Here is a 22,119-nt window from a genome sequence, read left to right on the forward strand (position 1 = left end):
TCGTCGAGGACCCCCGGCCGCGGTACGGCTTCGGCCGTGCCCCGGTCAGAGCCGCCGTGCGACGAAGACGCCCCGGCCGGAGAAGCCTTCCGTGAGGTACTCCCAGGTGCAATCCGCCGCGTCGAAGGCGCCGAAGTACTCCTTCCGCGTGAAGAGCGACAGCTCCTGCTTGTTGACGAAATGCCGCACACTCTGCGGTTCGCCGACGAGGTAGTGCATCTCGACGCAGCTGTGCCCGTCCCGGGTCGTCCACTGGCCCATGCGCGTCACCGTGCGGTCGCCGCTCTGGAAGGTGGCGTGGACGAGGTCACCGCCGTTCCAGTCCTCCCTGCAGACCCAGGGCTCGACGACGAGGACGCCGCCCGGCGCAACGTGCTTCACCATCGTGGACACGGCGGAGTACAGCCCTTCGACGGAGGGCAGATAGCCCACCGACGAATACATGCACACCACCGCGTCGAAGGTCCGGCCGAGATCGAAGTCCCGCATGTCGCCCTGGTGGACGGGCACGTCCGGCAGCTTTTTCTGCGCCACCCGGACCATGGGGCCCGACAGGTCTATCCCCGCGACCTCGAAGTGGTCGCGCAGCCGGACCAGATGTTCCCCGGTGCCGCAGGCGACATCGAGCAGCGTGGTGGCATCCGGACAGCGTTCGGCGATCAGGTCGTGAATTTGCTGCGCGAAATCGGAGTAATCGGCGCGGACCGGATAGATGTCGTCATAGACGTCCGCGAACTTCTCGTCGTAGATCTGCTCATTCTCGATGACGATCATCCCAAGCGTGAGGTGGCGAACAGGTGCTCCGATGGTACGAGCGGGTTCAGGGGGCTCCTACCCCTAAAGCCGCCTTTACGGGAGTTCTGCGGACCGGCCCCTAGGCGTCCTGACTAAGGGTCCGAAGGGATCTTCCGGCGTTGTACTGTCGATTTCCCTGCGGGTTTCGCGGGCCAATACAGGAATCTGTCAGGAAGGGCCTATGCGTATTCTGCTGACCGTGCCGTCCTCGCGTGCGCGGCTCCACCGGCTCGCCCCGCTGGGCTGGGCCCTGCGCACCGCCGGACACCAGGTCCAGGTCGCCGGGAGACCGTCGTTCACCGACAGCATCACCCTGACCGGCCTGGTCGCGGTCCCCGTGGGCGACGGCGGTGCGGACGACGGCGGGCAGGCGGACCACCGGCTCGACCGGCGGTCCGACACGGATGCCCTGCTCGACTACTTCGCCCTGTGGCGGCCGGACCTCGTGGTGTGGGACTCCCTGGCACCGGCCGGCGCCGAGGCCGCGCAGGCCCGCGGGGTGGCCGCCGTACGCATGCTCGGGCCGCTCGCCGACCGCTCGGAGGGCGACGGCATGCCGGGGCGCACCCTCGACTGTCTGCCGCCGTCACTGCGCTCGGCCGGGGAACCCGAGGACCTGGCGGTCCGGTTCATTCCCTACGGGGGGTCGGCCGTCCTGCCGGCCTGGCTGCGCAGGAAGCCGCGCAGGCGCCGCGTCCACGCCACCCTCGGGGGCTCCGCGAGCGACGCCACGGTGACCGCCCTGTTCGAGGCGATGGGCGGCAGCGACGCCGAGTTCCTCTGCGAGCTCGCCGACGACCGGATCCCGGCCGGCACCCGGCTCCCCGGCAATGTGCGTCTCTTCCAGGACGCGCCGCGGGACGCGGTCCTCGCCTCGTGCGAGGCGGCCGTCCACGACGGCGGGGCGGAGATGACGATGTCCGCCGTGGCCGCCGGCCTGCCCCAGCTGATCCTCACGGACGGCACCACGCCCACCGGCCTCGCCCCACGGGTGGCGGACGAGGGGGGCGCGATCCTCGCCGATCCCGCCGGCCTGCGGATCGGGACCATCGGCCGGCTGCTCGACGACCCGGAACCGCGGGCCGGGGCGGCACGTCTGCGGGACGAGGTCGCCGCGATGCCCGGCCCGCGCGAGATCGTGCCCCTGCTGGCCGCCGTCGCCGGGCAGCGGTAGCCCCGCGCCCGGGCGACACGGCCGCCCGCGGGCTACGCCTCGGAGAGCCTCGGCAGCGGGAACACCATCGTGCCGCCGCCCGCGAGGTACTCCTGCTCGCGCTCGACGAATCCGTCCCGGAACACCCAGGGCAGCACCAGCAACTGGTCCGGGCGCTGCGCCTTCGCGTCCTCCTCGGAGACGATCGGGATGGTCGAGCCGGGCGTGAAGCAGCCGGCCTTCTCGGCGTTGACCTCGCCGATGCACGGCAGGTCCTGCTCGGTGATCCCGCAGTACTGCAGGATCACGTTCCCCTTGGTCGACGCCCCGTACCCCAGGGTCAGCCGGCCGGCCTCGCGCGAGCGGTCGAGGAAGTCACGCAGGGCGGCCCGGTGTTCCCGGACCCGCGCGGCGAAGGCGTCGAAGGGAGCCATGGTGTCGAGCCCGATCCGGTCCTCCGCCTGCCGCAGGCGCTCGATCGACGCCAGGTCGATCTTGTGCCGGGTGGGTGCCTTGGCGAGCGTCACGGACAGGCTGCCGCCGTAGACGTCCGTGATCTCGGCCTGCACGACGGTCAGGCCGGCCCGCTCGGCCATCCACTCGATCTGGCGCAGCGTGTAGTACTCCAGGTGCTCGTGGCACACCGTGTCGTACGCGTTCGACTCCAGCATCGAGGGCAGGTAGCTCATCTCGATCATCCACACGCCGTCGTCCGCGAGGACGGCATGCACGTCACGCATGAACTGCAGTGGATCCGGGAGGTCGTAGAACATCGCGATGGACGTGACGATCTTGGCCTTGCGGTCACCGTGCCGTGCTCCGAACGCCTCCCGCGAGAAGAAGTCCGAAATCAGGTCGATGTGCGCCGGATAATAAGGGCGCCATTTCTCGCCCGTCGGGTCGATTCCCACGAGGGTCGGTCCGTCGGCCGGATATGCCTGCAACAGCGTCGAGTCATTGCTGCCGATGTCCAGGACCAGATCCGTGGCTTCGAGATCCACGAGACCGGTGAGCGCCGCGACTTTGCCGTGCAGATGGTTGACCATGAACGGCCGGATGCTCGACCGATATCCGTAGCCGTCGCCGTACAGGAGCGACAGGTCGGGGGTGTGCCGCAACTGCACCAGACCGCACCCCTTCGGGGAGCACTTCACGAGTTCGAGCGGGCCGGTCGGCACGACTTCGTCCCGGCTGCGCGGGAAACATCCGGTCAATGCCTGTGTTCCCAGTTCCAGAACGGGCAAGAGGGCTTTGTTGCCGCAGGCTCGGCATGCAGAAATGGGCATGCCGTCAGTGTCGTCCAAACGAAATCCCGCCAGCACCCCTAGGAGCCCCCTGCCGACCGTCGCGAACCCGGGTTCCTAGGGGTGTGGTTCGGTGCCACGGCACTTTAGATTGAACATCTCTCCATCCATCTGTGCGAGGGAATAAGTGACGCACCCACAGGGCCGGATCATGACATGACCAGGTATCAGATCGACCCGAGACTGTGCTCGGACAGCGACCTGGCCCGCCATCTGCTGACCGCCCGTGGGGTGCAGTGGATGCACGGAGAGCGCGGCGTGCCGCTGGCCACCCTCCTGCGCGGGCTGGAGTCCGACCGGCACGCGTTGTACGACGAGATCCGCCGTCGCCCCGGACTGAGTTCGAGCCATGTCGGCGTGTGGGTCACCGCGGAGCACTCCGTGGCGGCCGCCGCGCTGTCCGACCCCCGGCTGGGCGCACGTGCCCCCGGGCCCGCGCCCCGCCGGAACCAGGTGTTCACCAACGACGCCGACTCCACGCTGAAACACGTCCTCACCATCGACGACGGCACGCTCGAACTCGAACACGAGACATGTGGGCGGCTGGCCCGGATCACCGCTCCGGTGCTGGGCGCCACCGCGGTGGAGGCGCGGGCCGGCGCCTTCGGCGACGTCTTCCGGCAGCGGGCGGACGCACTCACCCGCACGTTCGACCTGATGACCGACTACGCGCGTCCCGGTGTCACGACGGCACTCGCCGACCTGATCGGGCTGCCCGAGGCGGACCGCGAGCGGATCGGGGAGCTGATCGCGGACACCGGGCCGGTTCTCGACAGCCTTCTGTGCCCGCCGACCCTGCGGACGAGCCGCAGGCTGGTCGAGGCGTACGACGGGGTGAAGGCGGCCCTCACGGAACTCCTCGACGCGGATCCCGCCCTCCCGGGGGCGCCGGAGGAGAGCGCACTCGGCGCGTTGCCGCGACTGGCCGCGGCGGACGGAACCCGGCCCGGCGACGACGTCCTGACGGCCTGTCTGCTGACGCTCGTCGTCGGCACCCACCTGGCGACGAACCTCGTCTGCGGCACCGTCCACGCCCTGCTCCGGCATCCGCGCGAGCTGGCGCTCGTCCGCGAGGACGCCGCGTTCGCGGGCGCCGCCGTCGAGGAGACCCTGCGCCACACGCCGCCCGTACGCCTCGTGAGCCGCGTCGCACGCGAGGAACTCCGGCTCGGCGGCACGGACGTGGCCGCCGGGGACCAGGTCGTCGTGCTGGTGGAAGGGGCGAACCACGACCCCGCCGCCACCGCCGACCCCCGGACCTTCAGCCTGCAACGCCACGACCGGGCGCACGTGACCTTCGACGGACTGCCGGGACGATTCGTCGCCCCCGTCGTCAGGGTGCTGGCCACCGAGGCGGTCCGTGCGCTGATCAGCGGCAGGCCGGCGCCGGAGCCGGCGGGGGAACCCGTCCGGCACATGCGGTCACCGGTCACGGGCGCGGTCGCCAGGTACCCGCTCGTCGCCGCTGCTTGAGAAACCGGTTGGGAAGGCAGAGATGCGCGTTCTGTTCACGGTCTTCGCGTCGCGGAGCCACCTGTACAACATGGTCCAGCTCGCGTGGGCGTTGCGGGCGTCCGGCCACGAGGTCTGCGTGGCCGGCCAGCCGGACCTGGTCGACATGATCACCTCGACCGGTCTGCCCGCCGTGCCCGTGGGCAAGGAGCTCACCCCGGGCGGCGACGGCTGGCGGGGCAAGGGAATGCAGAACCTGGACGTCCTCAGCCGGGGCCTCGCCGCCCCGCACGAGGAACAGCGGGGCGGCGGGTGGGAGTACGTGCTCGGCGAGTGGACCATGGCCTGCGGAGTCCGGTACGAGTCGCTGGCCGATCAGCGCACGGTCGACGACCTGGTGAAGTTCGCGCGCGCCTGGGAACCCGACCTGGTCGTCTGGGACGCGATGACCTTCGCGGGCCCGGTCGCGGCGAAGGCGTGCGGCGCGGCGCACGCCCGCATGAACTTCGGACGCGACTACATCTACCGCCTCTACCAGGACTATGTGGCGCTGCGCGACGAGCAGCCGCCCGAGCAGCGCGACGACCCGCTGGAGGACTGGTTCACCGGCCGGCTCGCCAGGATCGGGCACACGTACGACCCGTCCATGGCGAAGGAGATGCTCACCGGACAGTGGACGATCGACCCGCTGCCCGCATGGCTGAGGGTGCCCACCGACCTGCCGACCGTGCACGCCTCCTACGTCCCGTACAACGGCCGGATCACCATCGCCGACTGGGTCTACCGGAAGCCCGAGGTGCCCCGGGTGTGCCTCTCGTTCGGGGTGTCGCTGCGGGAGCACGTCGGCGGGGCGATCGTGCCCATCGAGGACATGCTGGGCGCGGTGGCGGACCTCGACATCGACGTGATCGCCACCCTCGACGCCAGCCAGATCGACGCGGCCGCCGTACCGGACAACGTGACGCTCGTCGGCTTCGTCTCGCTCAACGAGCTGATGCCCAGCTGCTCCGTGGCGGTGCACCAAGGCGGCTACGGGACGTACAGCAACGCCCTCCTCCACGGCGTGCCGAGCCTGATCATCCCGCACCCGTTCTGGGACGAGGCCGAGTGCGGCGTGCTGTTCGAGAAGCGAGGGGCCGGGCTCTGCCTCACCCCCGAGGAGTTCACGCCCGAGGCGTTCCGGGAAAAGCTCGTCCGCCTCCTTGAGGAACCGCATTTCCGCCGCACCGCGCGGGAGTTGCAGCAGGAGATCCACGACGCGCCGAAGCCGCTCGACGTCGTCCCCCTGCTCGAACAGCTCACCGCACAGCACCGAGGACGGGACAGCCGGTGACCAAGGACAGAGAGAGCGCGGAGCGCACCCCCCTGCGCGTCGGAGTGCTGGGCTGCGCCCAGGTCGCCTGGGGGCGCACCCTTCCGGCGTTCGCGGACTCCGACGCCGCCGACGTGGTCGCCGTCGCCAGCCGCGACCGGGCGAAGGCGGACCGCTTCGCACGGCGCTTCGGCTGCGAGGCCGTCGAGGGCTACGACACGCTGCTGAAGGACCCCGGCGTGGAGGCCGTGTACCTGCCGCTCCCGACCGGGCTGCACGCCGAGTGGATCGAACGGGCCCTGCGCGCGGGCAAGCACGTACTGGCGGAGAAACCGATCGCCACGACCCACCGCGAAGCCGCCGCACTGGCCGCCCTGGCCGACGGCCTCGGTCTGTGCCTGATGGAGAACAGGATGTTCGTCCATCACCGGCAGCACGCCGCCGTACGCGAGTTCGTCGCGGACGGCGCCATCGGTGAACTCCGCTCCTTCACCAGCACCATGTGCATTCCACCGCTGTCGGCGGACGACGTCCGCTACCGGCCCGACCTGGGCGGCGGCGCGCTCCTGGACGTCGGGTTCTACCCCCTGCACGCGGCCCTGCACTTCCTGTCCGGCGGACTCGACGTACTCGGCGCCACCCTGCGCCACGACCCCCGGTACGGCGTCGACGTCGGCGGCGGAGTCCTGCTTCGGGCCGAGGACGCCGTGACGGCACACCTGACCTTCGGCTTCGAGCACGGCTACCGGTCGCACTACGAACTCCACGGCAGCGAGGGCCGGCTGACCCTGGAGCGGGCGTTCACACCGTCCGCCGCCTGGCAACCCGTCGTGCGCATCGAGCGCGGCAACCGGACAGAGGAGATCACCTTGCCCCCGAGCCATCAACGTCGAGAGATCATCGACGTCTTCGCCGCCGCCGTGCGGGACGGCGAACCCCCCGCCGGACACCTGGCGACCGCCCTGCGCGGGGTGGCGCTGTCGGAGGCCGTACGGGACGCGGCAGGGCGGGGGAGCGGTGGCCATGGCGCCTGAACTCGCCATCCTCGGCGGCGAACCCGCCTTCGCCGAGGCGCTGCACGTCGGACGGCCGAACATCCCGGACGAGGGCCTCGTCCTGGAGCGGATCAGACAGGCCATGGACAGGCGCTGGCTGACCAGCTTCGGTCCGCTGGTGAAGGAGTTCGAGGAAGAACTCGCCCGGCAGGCAGGGGTCAAGCACTGCATAGCCACCTGCAACGCGACGATCGCCCTCCAGGTGCTGATCAGGGCGGGCGGACTGCGGGGCGAGGTCGTGATGCCCTCGTTCACCTTCATCGCCACCGCCCACACCCTCCGCTGGGAGGGCGTCACCCCGGTCTTCTGCGACATCGACGAGGAGACCGGCAACATCGACGTGGCGCACGCCCGCAAGGTGATCACCGAGCGGACCACCGGGATCATGGGGGTGCACCTCTGGGGGAACCCGGCACCGACCGAGGAACTGGCGGCGCTCGCCGACGAGCACGGACTGCGCCTGTTCTACGACAGCGCCCACGCCATCGGGGGGACCCGCCTGGGGCGGCCGGTCGGCGGATTCGGCGACGCGGAGGTCTACAGCTTCCACGCCACCAAGTTCGTCAACGCCTTCGAGGGCGGCGCGATCGTCACCGACGACGACGCACTGGCCGAGCGGGTGCGGCTGATGCACAACTACGGGCGCGGGGAGGGCAACCACGTCTCGTGCGTCGGCACCAACGCCAAGATGACCGAGGTCGCGGCCGCGATGGGACTCACGTCGCTGGAGAACATGGCGTACCTCATCGACGTCAACCGCGAGCGCTTCGACCGCTACGCGGCCGGTCTCGCGGACGTACCCGGTATCCACCTGCGCCGCCCGAGCCCCGGCAACACCGTCAACCACCAGTACGTCGTGATCGAGGTCGACACCCCGGGTACCGGACTGAGCAGGGACGACCTGGTGGCCACCCTGCGGGCGGAGAACGTCCTGGCGCGCACCCACTTCCATCCCAGCTGCCACCGCACCGAACCGTACGTCCACGAGCAGGCGGTCTCGGCCCCGCTTCCGCTGCCGCACAGCGAGGCCCTGAGCGACCGGGTCATCCAGCTGCCCACCGGGACCGGGGTGACGCTCGACCAGGTGGACCAGGTGTGCGCCCTCATCGGCCGGGCGGTCCGACGCGCCCCCGCCGTCGGCAAGGCCTGCCGGGCGTGAGAAAGCAGCGGAACGTCAGAAAGCAGGGACGTCACAAAGCGGGGGAAGGTGTCAGACAGGAAGGGGCAGTCGCGTCGGCGGCTGCCCCCGGTCGTCCCGTCCGTGCCCCCGTTCTCGGCCCCGTCCACGCGGGCCCGGTGCGCCGCGGCCCGTCCCGCTCACGTCAGGCGGTCACCGCCACGGCCGACACCGCCGGGGTGCGCAGCGCGCGGCGGGCGGTGCCGACGCTCGTGACCAGCGTCGCCAGCGCGCCGACCGCCGCGATGCCCAGCCACATGACGGGGCTGACGTCCGGGAGGTACGTGTCGGTACGGACGGCACTGAACGGGATGATTCCGGCGACCCCCGCGAGCGTGCCGAAGAACAGCCCCGTCGCCGTCAGCACCAGTCCCTCCACGGTGACCATGGCGAGCACCTGGCCGGGGGTGGCCCCGGCGAGCCGCTGCCCACCGAACTCCCGGCGGCGGTAGGAGGTCGCCGCGTACAGGCTGTTGATCAGCATGATGCAGGCGAAGGCCACGATGATGCCGACGATCACGAAGTTCAGCGACTCCAGATTCTTGTCGGCGACCGATTTGGCGGCACCGGACGCCTTCACCGCGGCGCTCTCGATGTCCTGCATGTAGAGGGTGGCGGTGGCCATGCCGATGAAGAGGATCAGCGGCATCAGGACCCCGGACAGCTGCGTGGCGCGCTCCCGCAGGTTGTGCACCGTCAGATAACCGGCGGCCCCCGTGAGCATTTCGATCGGCCGCGCCAGCTTGCCCAGCAGAAAGCGCAGCAGGACCGGGGAGAAGGTCGCGAACCCGACGGACAGCAGGATGGCGCCGTACGCGGGCGCCGCCATCAGCGTGGGCTCCGTCTTCTCCATCGTGAAGGTGACGCTCACGCCGCCCAGTCCGACGACGAACGCCAGCGCCCCGCCGAGATTGCGCAGCCGGTGGCGGGGCGCCCGCCCGCCCGCCGCGGCCGTCATCGCGCGTCGCACCGCGAGGAACGCCGCCCCGACCGAGGCCAGCAGGGTGATGCCGATGCCGGCCGAGATCGCGACGGGGCCGAACACGTAGTCGACGGCCTTCGCGACCTGGCCGTTGTCCTGGAACTGCCCGAGCAGGGCCCGGCCGCCCAGCATCGCGGGTACGAGGGCCAGCAGCGTCGCGATCACGGCGACCAGAACCGCCTCGCCCACGACCATCCGCTTGATCTGGGCCGGGGTGGCACCGGTGCAGCGCAGGAGCCGGATCTCCTCGTCACGCTGACGCACGTTCACCGTGAGCGCGGAGGCGACCGCGAAGAAGACCAGCAGAGTGCCGTACCCGCCGACGGCCGCTCCCGTGATGGTGAGGAGCTCCGCGCTCTGGTCGTCGACGCCGCTGCCCGCGGCGGTGTCGTGCATCGAGTTGAACATCATCGTGATCGTCGCGCCCAGGAAGGCGGACAACAGGGTTCCCACGAAGCGCCCGGGGCGCTGGAGCACGGAACGGAAGGCGAGTTCGAACATGATTCAGGCCCCCATCGGCATTCCGTCACCCAGGTCCGCCGACGCGTTGCCCACGGTGTCGCCGAGGTGCGCCAGCCGTTCCGCGACGGCGTCGACGGTCGGCTCGTTCATGCGGCCGACCAGTCGGCCGTCCGCCAGGAAGAGCACCGAGTCCGCGTAGGAGGCGGCGACCGGGTCGTGCGTCACCATCACCACGGTCCGCCCGTGCACCCGCACGGCCTCCTGCAGGAGTTGCAGGATGTCCCGCGCGCTGCGGATGTCGAGTGCGCCGGTCGGCTCGTCGGCGAAGATCACGCTCGGTTCGGTGACCAGCGCGCGGGCGATGGCGACACGCTGCCGCTGGCCGCCGGAGAGCGCGTCCGGACGGTGCCCCAGACGGTCCCCGAGCCCGACCTGGTCGAGGATGTTCTGGGCGCGCGCGTGATCGATGCGGCGCCCGGCGAGCTTCAGGGGCAAGGTGGTGTTCTGCGCGACCGAGAGCGTGGGCATCAGGTTGTACTGCTGGAAGATGAAGCCGATCCGCTGCCGCCGGAACTTCGTCAGCGCGGCCTCCGTGCCGCCGGTCATCTCCTCGCCGTCCACCATGACGCGCCCCTCGTCGGGCCTCTCGAGCCCGGCGGCGCACTGCAGCAGCGTGGACTTCCCGGAGCCGGAGGGCCCCATGACCGCGGTGAAGCTTCCGGCCGGGAGGCTGAGGCTCACGCCGTCGAGGGCTTTCACCGCGTTCCCCTCGGCCCCGTACACCTTGGTGACATCGACCAGGCGCAGCGCCTCGGGGCTCCTCGCGGTTCCGACTCCCTTGTTGCGACGAAACATCCGCTCTCCCCAATCCGGTCGGGCGCTCTCTGCGCCGCGCAATCGAAGCTACGGGACGCCGAGGGGCCCGCGCACGGTGTCTACGGCCCGAACTGGGGGTGGTGCTCGGTACACCCCTATAGGGGTGAGTGATCACCAACAGCGTTGCACAGCAAGGCCGATGGGGGCGGAGTGAGTTCTGTTGCCTTTCGCCGAGTTCCCCTCGCTATACTCGGCCGCGGTAAGTTCGATCACACCGGAGAGTCCGTCGAGGGCCCGGATGTTCGAATTCCGGATCCCCCTTTCGAGTGGTCCGGAAATTGTTGTGTGCGGTAGTGGTGGAGGTGTTTTCGGTGTTGATGACGGGGAAAATTCTTCGGTTCGACGAGGTTCGCGGGTATGGGTTCATCGCCCCCGACGAGGGCGATGAGGACGTGTTCATGCACGCCAACGACCTTCTTGAGGAGAAGTACCTGTACCAGGCCGGCCGACGGGTCGAGTACTTCCTGGAGTCAGGTGACAAGGGCCCCAAGGCGGGCGAGATCCGCCTGGTGCGGCAGGCTGCCGCACCGGTGTCCCGGGCGCCCAGGGTCAGCGCGGCGGCCCCGCAGGCGGAGCACGACGAGGAGGCCGACTGCGACATCCTGACCGCGCTGGACTTCCAGAGCGAGGTGACCGAGGCGCTCATCGAGGCGGACGGCACCCTGACCGCCGCGCAGTTGCAGCACGTGCGGCAGCGTCTGCTCCGGCTGGCCCAGGCGCACGGCTGGGTCGACTCGGCCTGATCTTCCCGTATCCGCCGAGGTGGTGACGGCGGGCCGCCCCTCGCGGGCGGCCCGCCGGACGGAGCGTCGGAGGGCGGGGGATCAGCCTCCGGTGGACCGGACGATCGTGAACACGGCCCCCTCCGGGTCCGCGACCGTCGCCAGCCTGCCGCTCGACCCCTCGCGCGGCGGCTGGAGGACCCGCCCGCCCAGCTCCACCACCCGGGCCGCGGCCCGGTCGGTGTCGGCGACCTCGAAGTACGTCATCCAGTGCGGCCCCCGGTCGCGCGGCAGCGCGTGGCCGACCCCGTGGAGGGCCGCCACCGCCACGTTGTCCAGGTGCAGCGTCTGGTAGTCGAAGTCGGCCGAGACCACCGCCTCCGTCTCGTAGCCGAAGACCGTCTGGTAAAACTTCGCGACCATCGAGGTCTCCCGCGTCACCAGCTCGTTCCAGACCGGCGTGCCGGGCGTGCCCGTCGTCGCCGTGCCGATGTGGCGCAGGCCCTGCCAGATGCCGAAGACCGCCCCGCCCGGGTCGGAGGCGATCGCCAGCCGCCCCGCGTCCCCGGCGTCCAGCGGCCCCACCGCGACCGTCCCGCCGCAGGAGCGGATGGCCTCCGCGGTGGCGTCGGCGTCGTCCGTGGCGAGGTAGGTGGTCCAGGCGATCGGGAGATGCCGGTCGGGCGGCAGCTGGCCGATTCCCGCGACCTCCTCGCCGTGCAGCAGCCCGCGGAGGTAGGGGCCCAGTTGTTCGGGGCCCGGCCGGAACTCCCAGTCGAACAGGGCGCCGTAGAACTCCTGGGTCGCGGACAGGCCGTGCACGATCAGACTCACCCAGCAAGGTGTTCCGGGCGTGCGCCGGGCGGGAGCCTCGGTCATCGTCTTCTCTCTCCTCGGACCGTTGTGGTGGCCGTGCGGGGGAACGGGACAGGAACGCAGCCCCGGGTCAGGACGTGGTCCGCGTGCCCCGTGCAGATGCTTGCACCCCCCGGCGCGGGAGGCGCACCGGCCGCGCCGCGTCGTCCCGGTTCTCGACGAAGGACGGCCGGATTCCCCGCCGGCCGTCCCGTCCGATGCTGTTACGGGCGCCGGCCCCGCTGCGCGAGGATGGCACCCATGAAGCCCATCATCACCGCATCCGAATGCGCGAGCGAGTCGGCCGGGCCCCGGCCCCCGGTGCTCCTGGACATCCGCTGGCAGCTCGGCGGCCCGAACGGCCGCCCCGACTACGAGGCCGGCCACCTGCCCGGCGCGGTCTACGTCGACCTCGACGCGGAGCTGGCCGGACCGGCGGGAGACGGCGGCCGCCACCCCCTCCCGGACCCGGAGGCCTTCGGGGCCGTGATGCGCCGGGCCGGGGTCGGCCAGGACACCCCCGTCGTGGTGTACGACGGCGGGCAGGGCTGGGCGGCGGCCCGCGCCTGGTGGCTGCTGCGCTGGACCGGACACCCCGACGTACGGGTCCTGGACGGCGGGCTCGCCGCCTGGACCGGTGACCTCTCCACGGAGATTCCGTACCCCGCCGAGGGCGACTTCCGGCCGAAGCCGGGGGCCCTGCCCACCCTGGACGCGGAGAGCGCGGCGGCGTTCGCGCGGTCGGGTCTGCTGCTGGACGCGCGGGCGGCCGAACGCTATCGGGGCGACGTGGAGCCGATCGACCGCGTCGGCGGCCATATCCCCGGGGCCGTCTCCGCGCCGACCACCGAGAACGTCGACGCGGACGGCCGCTACCTCCCGGCCGACCGGCTGGCCGCACGGTTCGCCGGCCTGGGCGCGCAGGCCGGCACCGAAGGCGTGGGCGTCTACTGCGGATCCGGAGTCTCCGGCGCGCACGAGGTGCTGGCCCTGGAGATCGCCGGCTTCACCGGTGTCCTCTACCCGGGCTCCTGGTCCGAATGGTCCTCGGACCCCTCCCGGCCGGTCGCCACGGGGCCCGAGCCCCAGTAAGCCGACGGCGCCGGACCACGGCGAAGAAGCGGGGCCCGTACGCCATCGCGCACGGGCCCCGCTCCCACCGGTGGTCATCCCCGGTCAGTCCTGCTTCTTGCGCCGGGTGCCGAAGACGATCTCGTCCCAGCTCGGCACGGCGGCCCGGCGACCCGGCCGGACCCCGTCCGCCTCCGCCTGACGGTCCGTCGTCCCGGTCAGCCGGTCGCGATGACCGGCCACCGCCCGGGGCATCAGCACATCCGCGTACGCGGATCCCGCGCCGGCCGAAGCGGCAGCGGCCGGCGGCTCGTCCGCCTCCGCCTCCTCCGCCGGCTCCAGCGCGGGCGGCTCGGGCTGCGTGGGCCGCTCCGGTACGACCATGTCGCCCCGGAAGCTCGGCACCGCCTCCAGCAGGCTGGTCAGCGAGTCGCGCTCACCGGCCGAGGCACTGCTCACGTACTCCTCGGGCTCGGCGACCGGCGCGGGCCGCTCGATCTGCCGGTCCAGGGCCCGGTCCAGCGGGCGCTCGCGGTCGGCCTGCCGGTCGAGACTCCGGTCCAGCGGGCGGTCGCGCGGCAGCCGGGCGATCCGGGGCACGAACGGGAAGCTGGGCTCCGGCGCGGCGACGTCGTCGGTCTCGCCGATCAGGGAGCGCGCCTCGTCGTCCAGCGCCTGGACCAGCCGCCTCGGCGGGTCGTACGACCAGCTCGCCGAATGCGGTTCGCCCGCGACCCGGTAGACGAGGAGGACCTCCCAGGTGCCGTCGTCACGGCGCCACGAGTCCCATTGGACGGTTTCCTTGTCGGCGCCGCGCAACAGGAGACGTTCCTGCACCGCCTCGCCGAGCTGGGGGCCGGTGTTCTCGCCGGGACGGCGCACAGGAGTCTTCCGGGCCCGCTCGGCCATGAAGGCGCGCTCCGCGAGCACGGGGCCCTCGAAGCGGCGTACACGGTCGACGGGGATGCCCGCGAACTGGGCGACCTCCTCCGCGGAGGCGCCGGCCCGTATGCGGGCCTGGATGTCGCGGGGGCGGAGGTGGCTCTCCACCTCGATCTCGATCTGGCCGAGCCGGGCGCGGTCGTTGCGCACGGCGGCGCGCAGCCGCTCATCGATCGGAAGCGTGTACTCCGTGCTGTCCGCAGCCTTGAGCACCAGTCGTGTGCCGTCGTTGGAGACGGCCACGACACGCAGTTCGGGCATGGGGACCTCCCGGGTGGTGCCTGCCGACGTCACGTGCGTCGCTGCTTCCGCTAGTCGAGTGTGACCTGCCCGGGTGCAGCCTGCCACAACCTTGCCAAATTGCCCGGCGTGTCGGGCGCTCGCCCGGGTGCGCCCGCCCAGGGTGCCGCCGTCGGCCCCCTCCGGTAGCTGCGGAATCCCACGTCGGAGTCCGCCCCAGGGCTCGTCACAGTACTCCATTCGGGCCACCGGGGTGGACCGGCGCGCCGCCGAAGTTCTCGCGGGCTGCGGGAGTTGAGGTACCCAGTTCTCCGCGAAATGCCCCTGATGCGTGTTGTGCTTCACACAATCACCAGAATCGGAACTATCCACTTCGCTCATATGTCCCTCATTGGTGCATGGTGGGAGAGATGTCAAGCAGGGGCTGGTCATGGTTCAGAAGCGGGAAAGTGATGCGGAACCCAAGGAAAAGCGCATAGATCTGAGTCTTCCGCAGGTCGCCGGGAGCGCCGTGGCGGCTGTCGCGGCAGCTGTGCTGGCCTCGCAGTTGGGCGTGTACGGCACGATCGCCGGCGCGGGCGTGATGAGCGTCGTCGCCACCTGCGGCGGCTCGGTCTTCCAGCACTTCTTCCGCCGCACGGGCGAGCAGATCCGCGAGGTGACGGTCCAGGTGACCCACCCGGAGGGCCGCCAGGTGACCGTGCACACCAAGGAGACGACGCCCGCCGGGCGCAGAGCCGCGGCGCAGCGGACGGAGCCGGAGCCGACGGGGCCGGAGCCGGCGGGAGACGCCACCACGGTGCTTCCCACGGTCGGTCCGGGCACGGTCCCGCACGTCGTCCCGGACGCGGAGAGCACACAGCTCCTCAGGCCGGTCGACCCGGACCGGACGCAGCTGCTGGACCTCGGCGACGAACGGACCCGGATGCTCCGCGTCCCGCCGACCGCAGGACCCGGAGGCTCGGAAGCCCTCGGCGCCGGAGCCGACGCCGACCGTACGCGGATGCTCCCGCGGGCCGAAGCCCACCGGGCCGCCGCCGTCCCCGACGACACGTTCGGTGAGGGCGTCACCCACGGCACCCGGCTGCGCGGCTGGAAGCGGCCCGCGCTCGCGGCCGCCGCCGTCTTCGCGGTCTCGATGGCCGGGATCACCGCGTTCGAGCTGATCTCGGGCAACGACCTCAGCGGCGGCCAGGGCACCACCCTCAGCTCCGTCGTGCGCGGCGGCGACGACCATGACTCCGGACCGGCGGACCACGCCCCCTCCGGGGACACCGGCACGGACGGGGAAACGGACGAGCAGAGCCCGGCCCCGGGCGACGGCACCGGATCCGCCCCCGCCACGGACGGCGGTGACGGCGGCGCCACGAGCCCGGACCCCGGCAAGGGCACGGGCGGTGAGAACCCGACCACCGGGCCCACCCCCACCCCGACACCCTCCGGATCCGCCGGAGAGCCCACGCCCGAGCCGACGCAGCCCACCCCGTCGGACTCCGGCGACACCGGCACCGGCGAACCCTCGACCGGCACGGGTGTCGCCCCCGGCCAGGGCGAGCAGGCCCCGCCCGGCGCCGACGCCGAGTGACCCATCGGCGTACCGCGTACAGCACAGCGGCCCCGGCCCCCTCCGCACGGGAGAGGACCGGGGCCGACGGCGTACCGGAGGCGGTCCGGACTCAGTCGCCGAGCACGCGCCGCAGATAGTCGTTGCCGAACAGGCGGTCCGGGTCCAGCCGGTCGCGCAGCGCGGTGAACTCACCGAAGCGCGGATAGACCTCCGACAGGTAGGCCGCGTCCCGGGTGTGGATCTTGCCCCAGTGGGGCCGGCCCGCGTGTGCCGTCATGATCCGCTCGACCGCGGTGAAGTACGAGCGGTGGGGCGTGCCCTTGTAGAGGTGCACGGCGATGTACGCGCTGTCCCGGCCGGACGCGGTCGACAGCGCCATGTCGTCGGCCGGGGCGGTGCGCACCTCGACCGGGAAGCTGATCTTCAGCGGTGACCGCTCCACCATGGCCTTCAGCTCCCGCAGCACCGTCACCGCCAGCTCGCGCGGAACGGCGTACTCCATCTCCACGAACCGCACCCGGCGCGGGCTGGTGAACACCTTGAACGGGATGTCGGTGTACGTACGCGCGGAGAGGGCCCGGCTGGAGAGCCTGGCGATCGAAGGGATCGTCGCCGGGACTGCGCGGCCGAGCGAGCAGGCCACCTGGAACACCCCGTTGGACAGCAGCTCGTCGTCTATCCAACTGCTCATCCGGCCGGGCGGGGCGGCCGGACCGGCGCTGCGGTTGTTGCGCTTGGTGTTGCAGTTCCCGGTGTGCGGGAACCAGTAGAACTCGAAGTGCTCGTTCTCGGCCACGAGCTGGTCGAAGTCCGTGGTGACCCGGTCGAAGCCCATCGGCTCCTCGCGGGCCGTCAGCAGGAAGATCGGCTCCACGGCGAGGGTCACGGCGGTGATCACCCCGAGGGCGCCGATCCCGACCCGGGCCGCGGCGAAGACCTCGGGGTTCTCCTCCGCCGAACAGACCATGACCGTGCCGTCGGCGGTGACCAGCTCCAACGCCCGGATCTGGGCGGATATGGAGGCCGAATCGCGGCCCGTGCCGTGCGTACCGGTGGAGGTCGCCCCGGCGATCGTCTGCTCCATGATGTCGCCCATGTTCGTGAGCGACAGCCCCTCGCGGGCGAGTGCGGTGTTGAGCCGCTTGAGCGGAGTGCCCGCCTCCACCGTCACGGTCATCGCCGCACGGTCGATGTCCCGGATCCCGGTGAGCAGATCGGGGCGGATCAGCACCCCGTCGGTGGCGGCCGCCGCGGTGAAGGAGTGGCCCGAACCGACCGGCTTCACCTTCAGGCCGTCCGCGTGCGCCCGGCGCAGCACATCCGCGAGCTCGTCCACGGACGCGGGTGACTCGGTGCGGGCCGGCCGGGCGGTGACGGTGCCCGCCCAGTTACGCCACGCGCTCGTCGTCCGTGCGTAGGTCTCGGTCATCTTCCCCGCGCCCTCCCGTCGCAGCCGGCCCGGCCAGCCGGCGATATCCCAGGAACGCCACCGCCGCCGCGAGCGCTCCCGCCACGACGGGCACCGCGTACCCCGCCTTCGCCCCGGCGGCGTCGACCACCCAGCCGGCGGCCGAGGAGCCGAGCGCCACTCCGACCGCGAGCCCGGTACTGGTCCAGGTCATGCCCTCGGTCAGCTTGGTGCGCGGTACGTGCGCTTCGACGAGGGCCATGGTGGTGACCATCGTCGGTGCGATGGCCAGGCCAGCGACAAAGAGCGCCACGGCCAGCAACGGAAGGTTCCCGGCCAGTAGGAGGGGGATCATACTCACGGCCATCGCGCCGACACCCACCAGCCACCTGTTCGCGGGGTTCCCCTTCAGGTGCAGCAGCCCGAACACGGCCCCCGCGAGACACGAGCCGAGCGCGTAGACGGCCAGTACCAGGGAGGCCGCGGCCTTGTGCCCGCGCTCCTCGGCGAAGGCCACGGTCACCACGTCCACGCCCCCGAAGATCGCACCGGTCGCGACGAAGGTGGCCACCAGTACCTGGAGCCCCCGCGAGCGCAGCGCCGAGCCCCCGGTGTGCTGTGACTTCGGGTGCGGCACCGGCTCGGTGGCGCGCTGCGCGGTCAGCCAGAAGACGCCGACCAGCAGGAAGGCGGCGGCGATCAGCGGCCCCGCCTCCGGGAACCAGGCGGTGGAGAGACCGATGGAGATGATCGGGCCGAAGATGAAGCACACCTCGTCGACGATCGACTCCCACGAGTACGCGGTGTGCAGATCCCGGCCGGAGCCCCGGTAGATCTCCGCCCAGCGGGACCGGACCATCGACCCCACGCTCGGCACACAGCCCGCGCCCACCGAGAACACGAACAGCGTCCACTCCGGCGCCCCCTGCTGGGCGCAGACCAGCAGACCCGCCACCGCTGCCACGGCGACCAGCGTGACCGGGCGCAGCACCCGGCGCTGCCCGTAGCGGTCGACCAGCCGCGAGACCTGGGGGCCGCAGACCGCCGCTGACATCGCCAGGGTCGCCGACAGCGCCCCGGCCAGTCCGTAGCGGCCGGTGAGCTGGGAAATCATCGTGACGACGCCGATGCCCATCATGGACAGCGGCATCCGGCCGAGGAAGCCCGCGGCGGAGAACCCCTTGGTGCCGGGGGCGGAGAAGATGGCGCGGTAGGGGCTGGGCACGGGGTACTCCGGTCATGCCTGTCAGGCGTATAGCTGGCCCATACAGCTTACGGGCGGGCGGAGGCCCCGGACACCGGATTCCGGACGCCCTGAACACCGGATTCCGGACGGGCCGCGGAGCGGTTTTCGGGCGGGCCGAGGAGCGGTTCCGGCGGCTCCGTCACCGGCCGTTTCCCGCTTTCCCGACGGGCCGCCGGATGTCGGTTGCCACCCTCCCGGAGGCGGGTGGCAGGATCGACGGCATGTCCGATCTGCGCGATCCCGCTCCCTACGACGCCCTGCTGCTGCTCTCCTTCGGAGGTCCCGAAGGCCCGGACGACGTGGTCCCGTTCCTGGCGAACGTGACCCGCGGCCGCGGTATCCCCGAGGAACGCCTCAAGGAGGTCGGCAAGCACTACTTCCTGTTCGGCGGGGTCAGCCCGATCAACGCGCAGAACCGCGCCCTGCTGGAGGCGTTGCGCAAGGACTTCGCCGACCACGGCCTGGACCTGCCGGTCTACTGGGGCAACCGCAACTGGGCCCCGTATCTGACCGACGTCCTGCGCGAGATGACCGCCGACGGACACCGCCGGATCGCCGTGCTCGCCACCAGCGCCTACGCCTCCTACTCGGGCTGCCGCCAGTACCGCGAGAACCTCGCCGAGGCGCTGGCCGCCCTGGAGGCCGAGGGACTGGATGTGCCCCAGGTCGACAAGCTCCGCCACTACTTCAACCACCCCGGCTTCGTCGAGCCCATGGTCGACGGTGTGCTCGCCTCGCTCGCCGACCTCCCCGAGGAACTCCGCGCGGGCGCCCGCATCGCGTTCACCACCCACTCCATCCCGACCTCCGCCGCCGACGCCTCCGGCCCCCGGAGGCGCACGGCGAGGGCGGCGCGTACGTGGCCGAGCACCTCGACGTGGCGCGGCTGATCATCGAGGCGGTGCGGGCGGAGACCGGCGTCGAGCACCCCTGGCAGCTCGTCTACCAGTCCCGCAGCGGCGCCCCGCACATCCCGTGGCTGGAGCCCGACATCTGCGACCACCTGGAGACCCTGCACGGCGAGGGCGTCCCGGCGGTCGTGATGGCGCCCATCGGCTTCGTCTCGGACCACATGGAGGTGCTGTACGACCTCGACACCGAGGCCACCGCCAAGGCCGCCGAGCTCGGTCTGCCGGTCCGCCGCTCCGCCACCGTCGGCGACGACCCGCGTTTCGCCGCCGCCGTACGGGACCTGCTCCTGGAGCGTGCCGCGAGCGAGCGCGGCCGGACGATCGAGCGCTGCGCCCTGGGGTCGCTGGGGGCCTCCCACGACCTCTGTCCCGTCGGCTGCTGCCCCGCCAGGGCCCCGAAGCCCGCCGCCGCGGGCGCCGACAGCCCGTACGCGTAGCCCGTACGACCACCCGACCGTGCGCACCGACCACCTGGGAGCACCGTGACCGACCCCGCCCTGTCCGAACTGCTCGACCTCGCCCTCGAAGCCGCCCGCCGCGCCGGAGCCCTGCTGCGCGACGGCCGCCCCGCCGACCTGGGGGTGGCCGCGACCAAGTCCAGCCCCATCGACGTGGTCACCGAGATGGACATCGCCGCCGAGAAGCTGATCACCGGCTACCTCACCGACTTCCGCCCCGACGACGGCTTCCTCGGCGAGGAGGGCGCCAGCTCCCCGGGCTCCACCGGCATCCGCTGGGTCATCGACCCGCTCGACGGCACGGTGAACTACCTCTACGGCCTGCCCACCTGGGCCGTATCGATCGCCGCCGAGCGGGACGGTGAGCGGGTCGTGGGCGTCGTCGAGGCCCCGATGCGCCGGGAGACGTACCACGCGGTTCTCGGCGGCGGTGCGTTCGCGAACGGTGAAGCGCTGCGCTGCCGGCCCACCGCGCCGCTGGACCAGGCCCTCGTCTCGACCGGCTTCAACTACGTCGCCCACGTCCGCGCCCACCAGGCGGACGTCGCCCAGCGGCTGATCCCCAGGCTCCGCGACATCCGGCGCGGCGGCTCGGCCGCCGTCGACCTCTGCGACGTGGCGGCGGGCCGTCTCGACGGCTACTACGAGCGCGGGCTGCACCCCTGGGACCTGGCGGCGGGCGACCTCATCGCCCGGGAGGCGGGCGCGCTGACCGGCGGCCGCCCGGGGCTGCCCGCCGACGGCGACCTGACGGTGGCCGCCACCCCGGGCGTCTTCGAGCCGCTGCAGACCGCACTCGACGAGCTGGGCGCCTGGCACGACTGAGCACAAGCCCCTGGTGGGGCGGTGAGAGCCCGACGGCACAGCACAGGGCCCCGGATGCCTGGACAGCATCCGGGGCCCTGTGGCGTACGGCTCAGACGCTGGTGGCGCCGATCTCCACGCCGTGCTCGGCGGCGAGACGGCGCAGATCGTCCAGCTCGCCCTGCTCGACGTCCGCGAGGAAGTCGTCGCCGTCCTCGCGGGCCCGCGTGAGGCCGGACTCGGTCGTCTTGATGCGGTGCAGCAGACCTGCGGTGAAAGCGTCCATGATGCGCCCCCTCATCGTGGGTCGTTGGCACGGGGGTGTGCCCGGGATGACTCCGGCCCGGGAGCCGGAGGAGCGGGTGATCGCGCCGCCGCTCCGGGGAGAACGGGGCGGGCCGTGGCATGCCACGGGGCAGGCGTGATCGCGGGTGTGAACCCCTCTTCCCCACCCCGTGGCTCAGAGAAACCTCAACTGGCCGGGAAAACCTCCGGTTTCCCGGCGGAAGACCGCGGGAGGCCCCGGCCCGTCGCCGTCTTACCGCCGGTTTATGCGTGTTGAGGGCAGGATGGAGGCACACGGTCGGCCTTGCTGCCCGTGTCCGAGCGGCCCCGCGTGGGCCGCTCGCTCTGTGAACCCGACGAAGGACCGAAGGAAGGACTGCGCCGTGCGCGTACTCGTCGTCGAGGACGAGCAGCTGCTCGCCGATGCGGTGGCCACCGGACTGCGCCGGGAGGCCATGGCCGTCGACGTCGTCTACGACGGTGCCGCGGCCCTGGAGCGCATCGGGGTCAACGACTACGACGTCGTGGTCCTGGACCGGGACCTCCCGTTGGTGCACGGGGACGACGTCTGCCGCAGGATCGTCGAACTCGGCATGCCCACCCGGGTGCTCATGCTCACCGCCTCCGGCGACGTCAGCGACCGGGTCGAGGGCCTGGAGCTGGGCGCCGACGACTATCTGCCCAAGCCCTTCGCCTTCAGCGAGCTGACCGCCCGGGTGCGCGCGCTGGGCCGCCGTACGACGGTGGCGCTGCCGCCCGTCCTGGAGCGCGCCGGTATCAAGCTCGACCCGAACCGCCGCGAGGTCTTCCGCGACGAGGTGGAGATCCAGCTCGCGCCGAAGGAGTTCGCGGTGCTGGAGGTCCTCATGCGCAGCGAGGGCGCGGTCGTCTCGGCGGAGCAGCTGCTGGAGAAGGCCTGGGACGAGAACACCGACCCCTTCACCAATGTGGTGCGGGTCACGGTGATGACGCTCCGCCGCAAGCTCGGCGAACCGCCCGTCATCGTCACCGTGCCGGGCTCCGGATACCGGATCTGAGGACC

19 protein-coding genes and 1 pseudogene are annotated in these 22,119 nt (G+C 71.7%); 11 read left to right on the top strand and 9 right to left on the bottom strand.

The annotated features are described in order from the left end of the window. Nucleotides 1-45 precede the first annotated feature (45 nt). Nucleotides 46-774 (bottom strand): class I SAM-dependent methyltransferase, encoded by a 729-nt coding sequence (locus tag CCZ36_RS27670; protein ID WP_069736825.1) that lies wholly within the window; start codon nt 772-774, stop codon nt 46-48. A gap of 202 nt (nt 775-976) precedes the next feature. On the opposite strand from CCZ36_RS27670, the gene CCZ36_RS27675 reads away from it, so the two are divergent. Beyond that, a complete protein-coding gene (locus CCZ36_RS27675) occupies nt 977-1,969 on the top strand; it encodes a nucleotide disphospho-sugar-binding domain-containing protein (protein WP_069741290.1) in 993 nt (330 codons plus the stop codon). A 32-nt stretch (nt 1,970-2,001) separates the two neighbouring features. On the opposite strand, the gene CCZ36_RS27680 is transcribed toward CCZ36_RS27675, so the two are convergent. Further along, complete coding sequence (locus CCZ36_RS27680; RefSeq protein ID WP_128818788.1) at nt 2,002-3,234, bottom strand: class I SAM-dependent methyltransferase; 1,233 nt, start codon at nt 3,232-3,234, stop codon at nt 2,002-2,004. A 174-nt stretch (nt 3,235-3,408) separates the two neighbouring features. Here CCZ36_RS27680 and CCZ36_RS27685 point away from each other — a divergent pair, with 174 nt between their 5' ends. The 4 genes from CCZ36_RS27685 to CCZ36_RS27700 are packed head-to-tail and all read left to right on the top strand — an operon-like array spanning nt 3,409 to nt 8,230. Continuing rightward, nucleotides 3,409-4,725 (top strand): cytochrome P450 family protein, encoded by a 1,317-nt coding sequence (locus tag CCZ36_RS27685; protein ID WP_128818789.1) that lies wholly within the window; start codon nt 3,409-3,411, stop codon nt 4,723-4,725. A 22-nt stretch (nt 4,726-4,747) separates the two neighbouring features. Further along, nucleotides 4,748-6,037, top strand: a complete 1,290-nt coding sequence (locus CCZ36_RS27690; RefSeq protein WP_128818790.1) for an activator-dependent family glycosyltransferase — start codon at nt 4,748-4,750, stop codon at nt 6,035-6,037. After that, nucleotides 6,034-7,050 carry a Gfo/Idh/MocA family protein gene (locus CCZ36_RS27695; RefSeq protein WP_128818791.1) on the top strand — a complete coding sequence of 339 codons (1,017 nt, stop codon included), beginning with the start codon at nt 6,034-6,036 and terminating at the stop codon, nt 7,048-7,050. The genes CCZ36_RS27690 and CCZ36_RS27695 overlap by 4 nt, the downstream gene beginning before the upstream one ends. Then, the gene (locus CCZ36_RS27700; RefSeq protein WP_128818792.1) at nt 7,040-8,230 is read left to right on the top strand and encodes an aminotransferase class I/II-fold pyridoxal phosphate-dependent enzyme; all 1,191 of its coding nucleotides are present in this window, start codon (nt 7,040-7,042) and stop codon (nt 8,228-8,230) included. The genes CCZ36_RS27695 and CCZ36_RS27700 overlap by 11 nt, the downstream gene beginning before the upstream one ends. Before the next feature lie 163 nt (nt 8,231-8,393). On the opposite strand, the gene CCZ36_RS27705 is transcribed toward CCZ36_RS27700, so the two are convergent. Beyond that, nucleotides 8,394-9,731, bottom strand: a complete 1,338-nt coding sequence (locus tag CCZ36_RS27705) for an FtsX-like permease family protein (protein ID WP_128818793.1) — start codon at nt 9,729-9,731, stop codon at nt 8,394-8,396. 3 nt (nt 9,732-9,734) lie between these two features. Next, nucleotides 9,735-10,547: an ABC transporter ATP-binding protein gene (locus CCZ36_RS27710; RefSeq protein ID WP_069736832.1), complete on the bottom strand. Its 813-nt coding sequence runs from the start codon at nt 10,545-10,547 to the stop codon at nt 9,735-9,737. A 338-nt stretch (nt 10,548-10,885) separates the two neighbouring features. Between CCZ36_RS27710 and CCZ36_RS27715 the strand changes: the two genes are divergently transcribed. Continuing rightward, nucleotides 10,886-11,311 carry a cold shock domain-containing protein gene (locus tag CCZ36_RS27715; protein WP_079134005.1) on the top strand — a complete coding sequence of 142 codons (426 nt, stop codon included), beginning with the start codon at nt 10,886-10,888 and terminating at the stop codon, nt 11,309-11,311. 81 nt (nt 11,312-11,392) lie between these two features. Here CCZ36_RS27715 and CCZ36_RS27720 read toward each other — a convergent pair whose 3' ends face one another. Next, complete coding sequence (locus CCZ36_RS27720) at nt 11,393-12,169, bottom strand: VOC family protein (RefSeq protein WP_069736833.1); 777 nt, start codon at nt 12,167-12,169, stop codon at nt 11,393-11,395. A gap of 237 nt (nt 12,170-12,406) precedes the next feature. On the opposite strand from CCZ36_RS27720, the gene CCZ36_RS27725 reads away from it, so the two are divergent. Continuing rightward, nucleotides 12,407-13,237, top strand: a complete 831-nt coding sequence (locus CCZ36_RS27725; protein ID WP_069736834.1) for a sulfurtransferase — start codon at nt 12,407-12,409, stop codon at nt 13,235-13,237. 84 nt (nt 13,238-13,321) lie between these two features. Here CCZ36_RS27725 and sepH read toward each other — a convergent pair whose 3' ends face one another. Then, on the bottom strand, nt 13,322-14,419 hold the full coding sequence (gene sepH, locus CCZ36_RS27730; protein ID WP_006128151.1) for a septation protein SepH: 1,098 nt from the start codon (nt 14,417-14,419) through the stop codon (nt 13,322-13,324). Between the two features lie 409 nt (nt 14,420-14,828). On the opposite strand from sepH, the gene CCZ36_RS27735 reads away from it, so the two are divergent. Then, entirely contained in the window at nt 14,829-15,983 is a 1,155-nt protein-coding gene (locus CCZ36_RS27735) for a hypothetical protein (RefSeq protein WP_128818794.1), read from the top strand. 91 nt (nt 15,984-16,074) lie between these two features. Here CCZ36_RS27735 and CCZ36_RS27740 read toward each other — a convergent pair whose 3' ends face one another. Together CCZ36_RS27740 and CCZ36_RS27745 are read right to left on the bottom strand one after the other, a co-directional pair. Further along, nucleotides 16,075-17,394, bottom strand: coding sequence for a D-arabinono-1,4-lactone oxidase (locus CCZ36_RS27740; RefSeq protein ID WP_069736836.1), 1,320 nt, complete (start codon nt 17,392-17,394; stop codon nt 16,075-16,077). Next, the gene (locus CCZ36_RS27745) at nt 17,354-18,598 is read right to left on the bottom strand and encodes an MFS transporter (RefSeq protein WP_069736837.1); all 1,245 of its coding nucleotides are present in this window, start codon (nt 18,596-18,598) and stop codon (nt 17,354-17,356) included. Before CCZ36_RS27745 ends, CCZ36_RS27740 begins: the two co-directional genes overlap by 41 nt. Nucleotides 18,599-18,840: 242 nt before the next feature. Here CCZ36_RS27745 and CCZ36_RS27750 point away from each other — a divergent pair. Both CCZ36_RS27750 and CCZ36_RS27755 read left to right on the top strand, forming a co-directional pair. Then, nucleotides 18,841-19,967 (top strand): annotated as a pseudogene (locus CCZ36_RS27750) (ferrochelatase). A 45-nt stretch (nt 19,968-20,012) separates the two neighbouring features. After that, complete coding sequence (locus CCZ36_RS27755) at nt 20,013-20,813, top strand: inositol monophosphatase family protein (protein WP_069741299.1); 801 nt, start codon at nt 20,013-20,015, stop codon at nt 20,811-20,813. A 91-nt stretch (nt 20,814-20,904) separates the two neighbouring features. Here CCZ36_RS27755 and CCZ36_RS34925 read toward each other — a convergent pair whose 3' ends face one another. After that, nucleotides 20,905-21,078: a hypothetical protein gene (locus tag CCZ36_RS34925; RefSeq protein ID WP_164873557.1), complete on the bottom strand. Its 174-nt coding sequence runs from the start codon at nt 21,076-21,078 to the stop codon at nt 20,905-20,907. A 382-nt stretch (nt 21,079-21,460) separates the two neighbouring features. Between CCZ36_RS34925 and CCZ36_RS27760 the strand changes: the two genes are divergently transcribed. Further along, a complete protein-coding gene (locus tag CCZ36_RS27760) occupies nt 21,461-22,114 on the top strand; it encodes a response regulator transcription factor (protein ID WP_069736840.1) in 654 nt (217 codons plus the stop codon). Nucleotides 22,115-22,119 lie beyond the last annotated feature (5 nt).

The organism is Streptomyces sp. S063 (genome assembly GCF_002832675.1).
Lineage (GTDB): Bacteria > Actinomycetota > Actinomycetes > Streptomycetales > Streptomycetaceae > Streptomyces > Streptomyces sindenensis.

What these genes read in the sequence shown, in the direction of transcription:
- CCZ36_RS27670 (WP_069736825.1), bottom strand. Translation starts at nt 774, where the DNA reads ATGATCGTCATCGAGAATGAGCAGATCTACGACGAGAAGTTCGCGGAC.
- CCZ36_RS27675 (WP_069741290.1), top strand. Translation starts at nt 977, where the DNA reads ATGCGTATTCTGCTGACCGTGCCGTCCTCGCGTGCGCGGCTCCACCGG.
- CCZ36_RS27680 (WP_128818788.1), bottom strand. Translation starts at nt 3,234, where the DNA reads ATGCCCATTTCTGCATGCCGAGCCTGCGGCAACAAAGCCCTCTTGCCC.
- CCZ36_RS27685 (WP_128818789.1), top strand. Translation starts at nt 3,409, where the DNA reads ATGACCAGGTATCAGATCGACCCGAGACTGTGCTCGGACAGCGACCTG.
- CCZ36_RS27690 (WP_128818790.1), top strand. Translation starts at nt 4,748, where the DNA reads ATGCGCGTTCTGTTCACGGTCTTCGCGTCGCGGAGCCACCTGTACAAC.
- CCZ36_RS27700 (WP_128818792.1), top strand. Translation starts at nt 7,040, where the DNA reads ATGGCGCCTGAACTCGCCATCCTCGGCGGCGAACCCGCCTTCGCCGAG.
- CCZ36_RS27705 (WP_128818793.1), bottom strand. Translation starts at nt 9,731, where the DNA reads ATGTTCGAACTCGCCTTCCGTTCCGTGCTCCAGCGCCCCGGGCGCTTC.
- CCZ36_RS27710 (WP_069736832.1), bottom strand. Translation starts at nt 10,547, where the DNA reads ATGTTTCGTCGCAACAAGGGAGTCGGAACCGCGAGGAGCCCCGAGGCG.
- CCZ36_RS27715 (WP_079134005.1), top strand. Translation starts at nt 10,886, where the DNA reads ATGACGGGGAAAATTCTTCGGTTCGACGAGGTTCGCGGGTATGGGTTC.
- CCZ36_RS27720 (WP_069736833.1), bottom strand. Translation starts at nt 12,169, where the DNA reads ATGACCGAGGCTCCCGCCCGGCGCACGCCCGGAACACCTTGCTGGGTG.
- CCZ36_RS27725 (WP_069736834.1), top strand. Translation starts at nt 12,407, where the DNA reads ATGAAGCCCATCATCACCGCATCCGAATGCGCGAGCGAGTCGGCCGGG.
- sepH (WP_006128151.1), bottom strand. Translation starts at nt 14,419, where the DNA reads ATGCCCGAACTGCGTGTCGTGGCCGTCTCCAACGACGGCACACGACTG.
- CCZ36_RS27735 (WP_128818794.1), top strand. Translation starts at nt 14,829, where the DNA reads ATGGTTCAGAAGCGGGAAAGTGATGCGGAACCCAAGGAAAAGCGCATA.
- CCZ36_RS27740 (WP_069736836.1), bottom strand. Translation starts at nt 17,394, where the DNA reads ATGACCGAGACCTACGCACGGACGACGAGCGCGTGGCGTAACTGGGCG.
- CCZ36_RS34925 (WP_164873557.1), bottom strand. Translation starts at nt 21,078, where the DNA reads ATGGACGCTTTCACCGCAGGTCTGCTGCACCGCATCAAGACGACCGAG.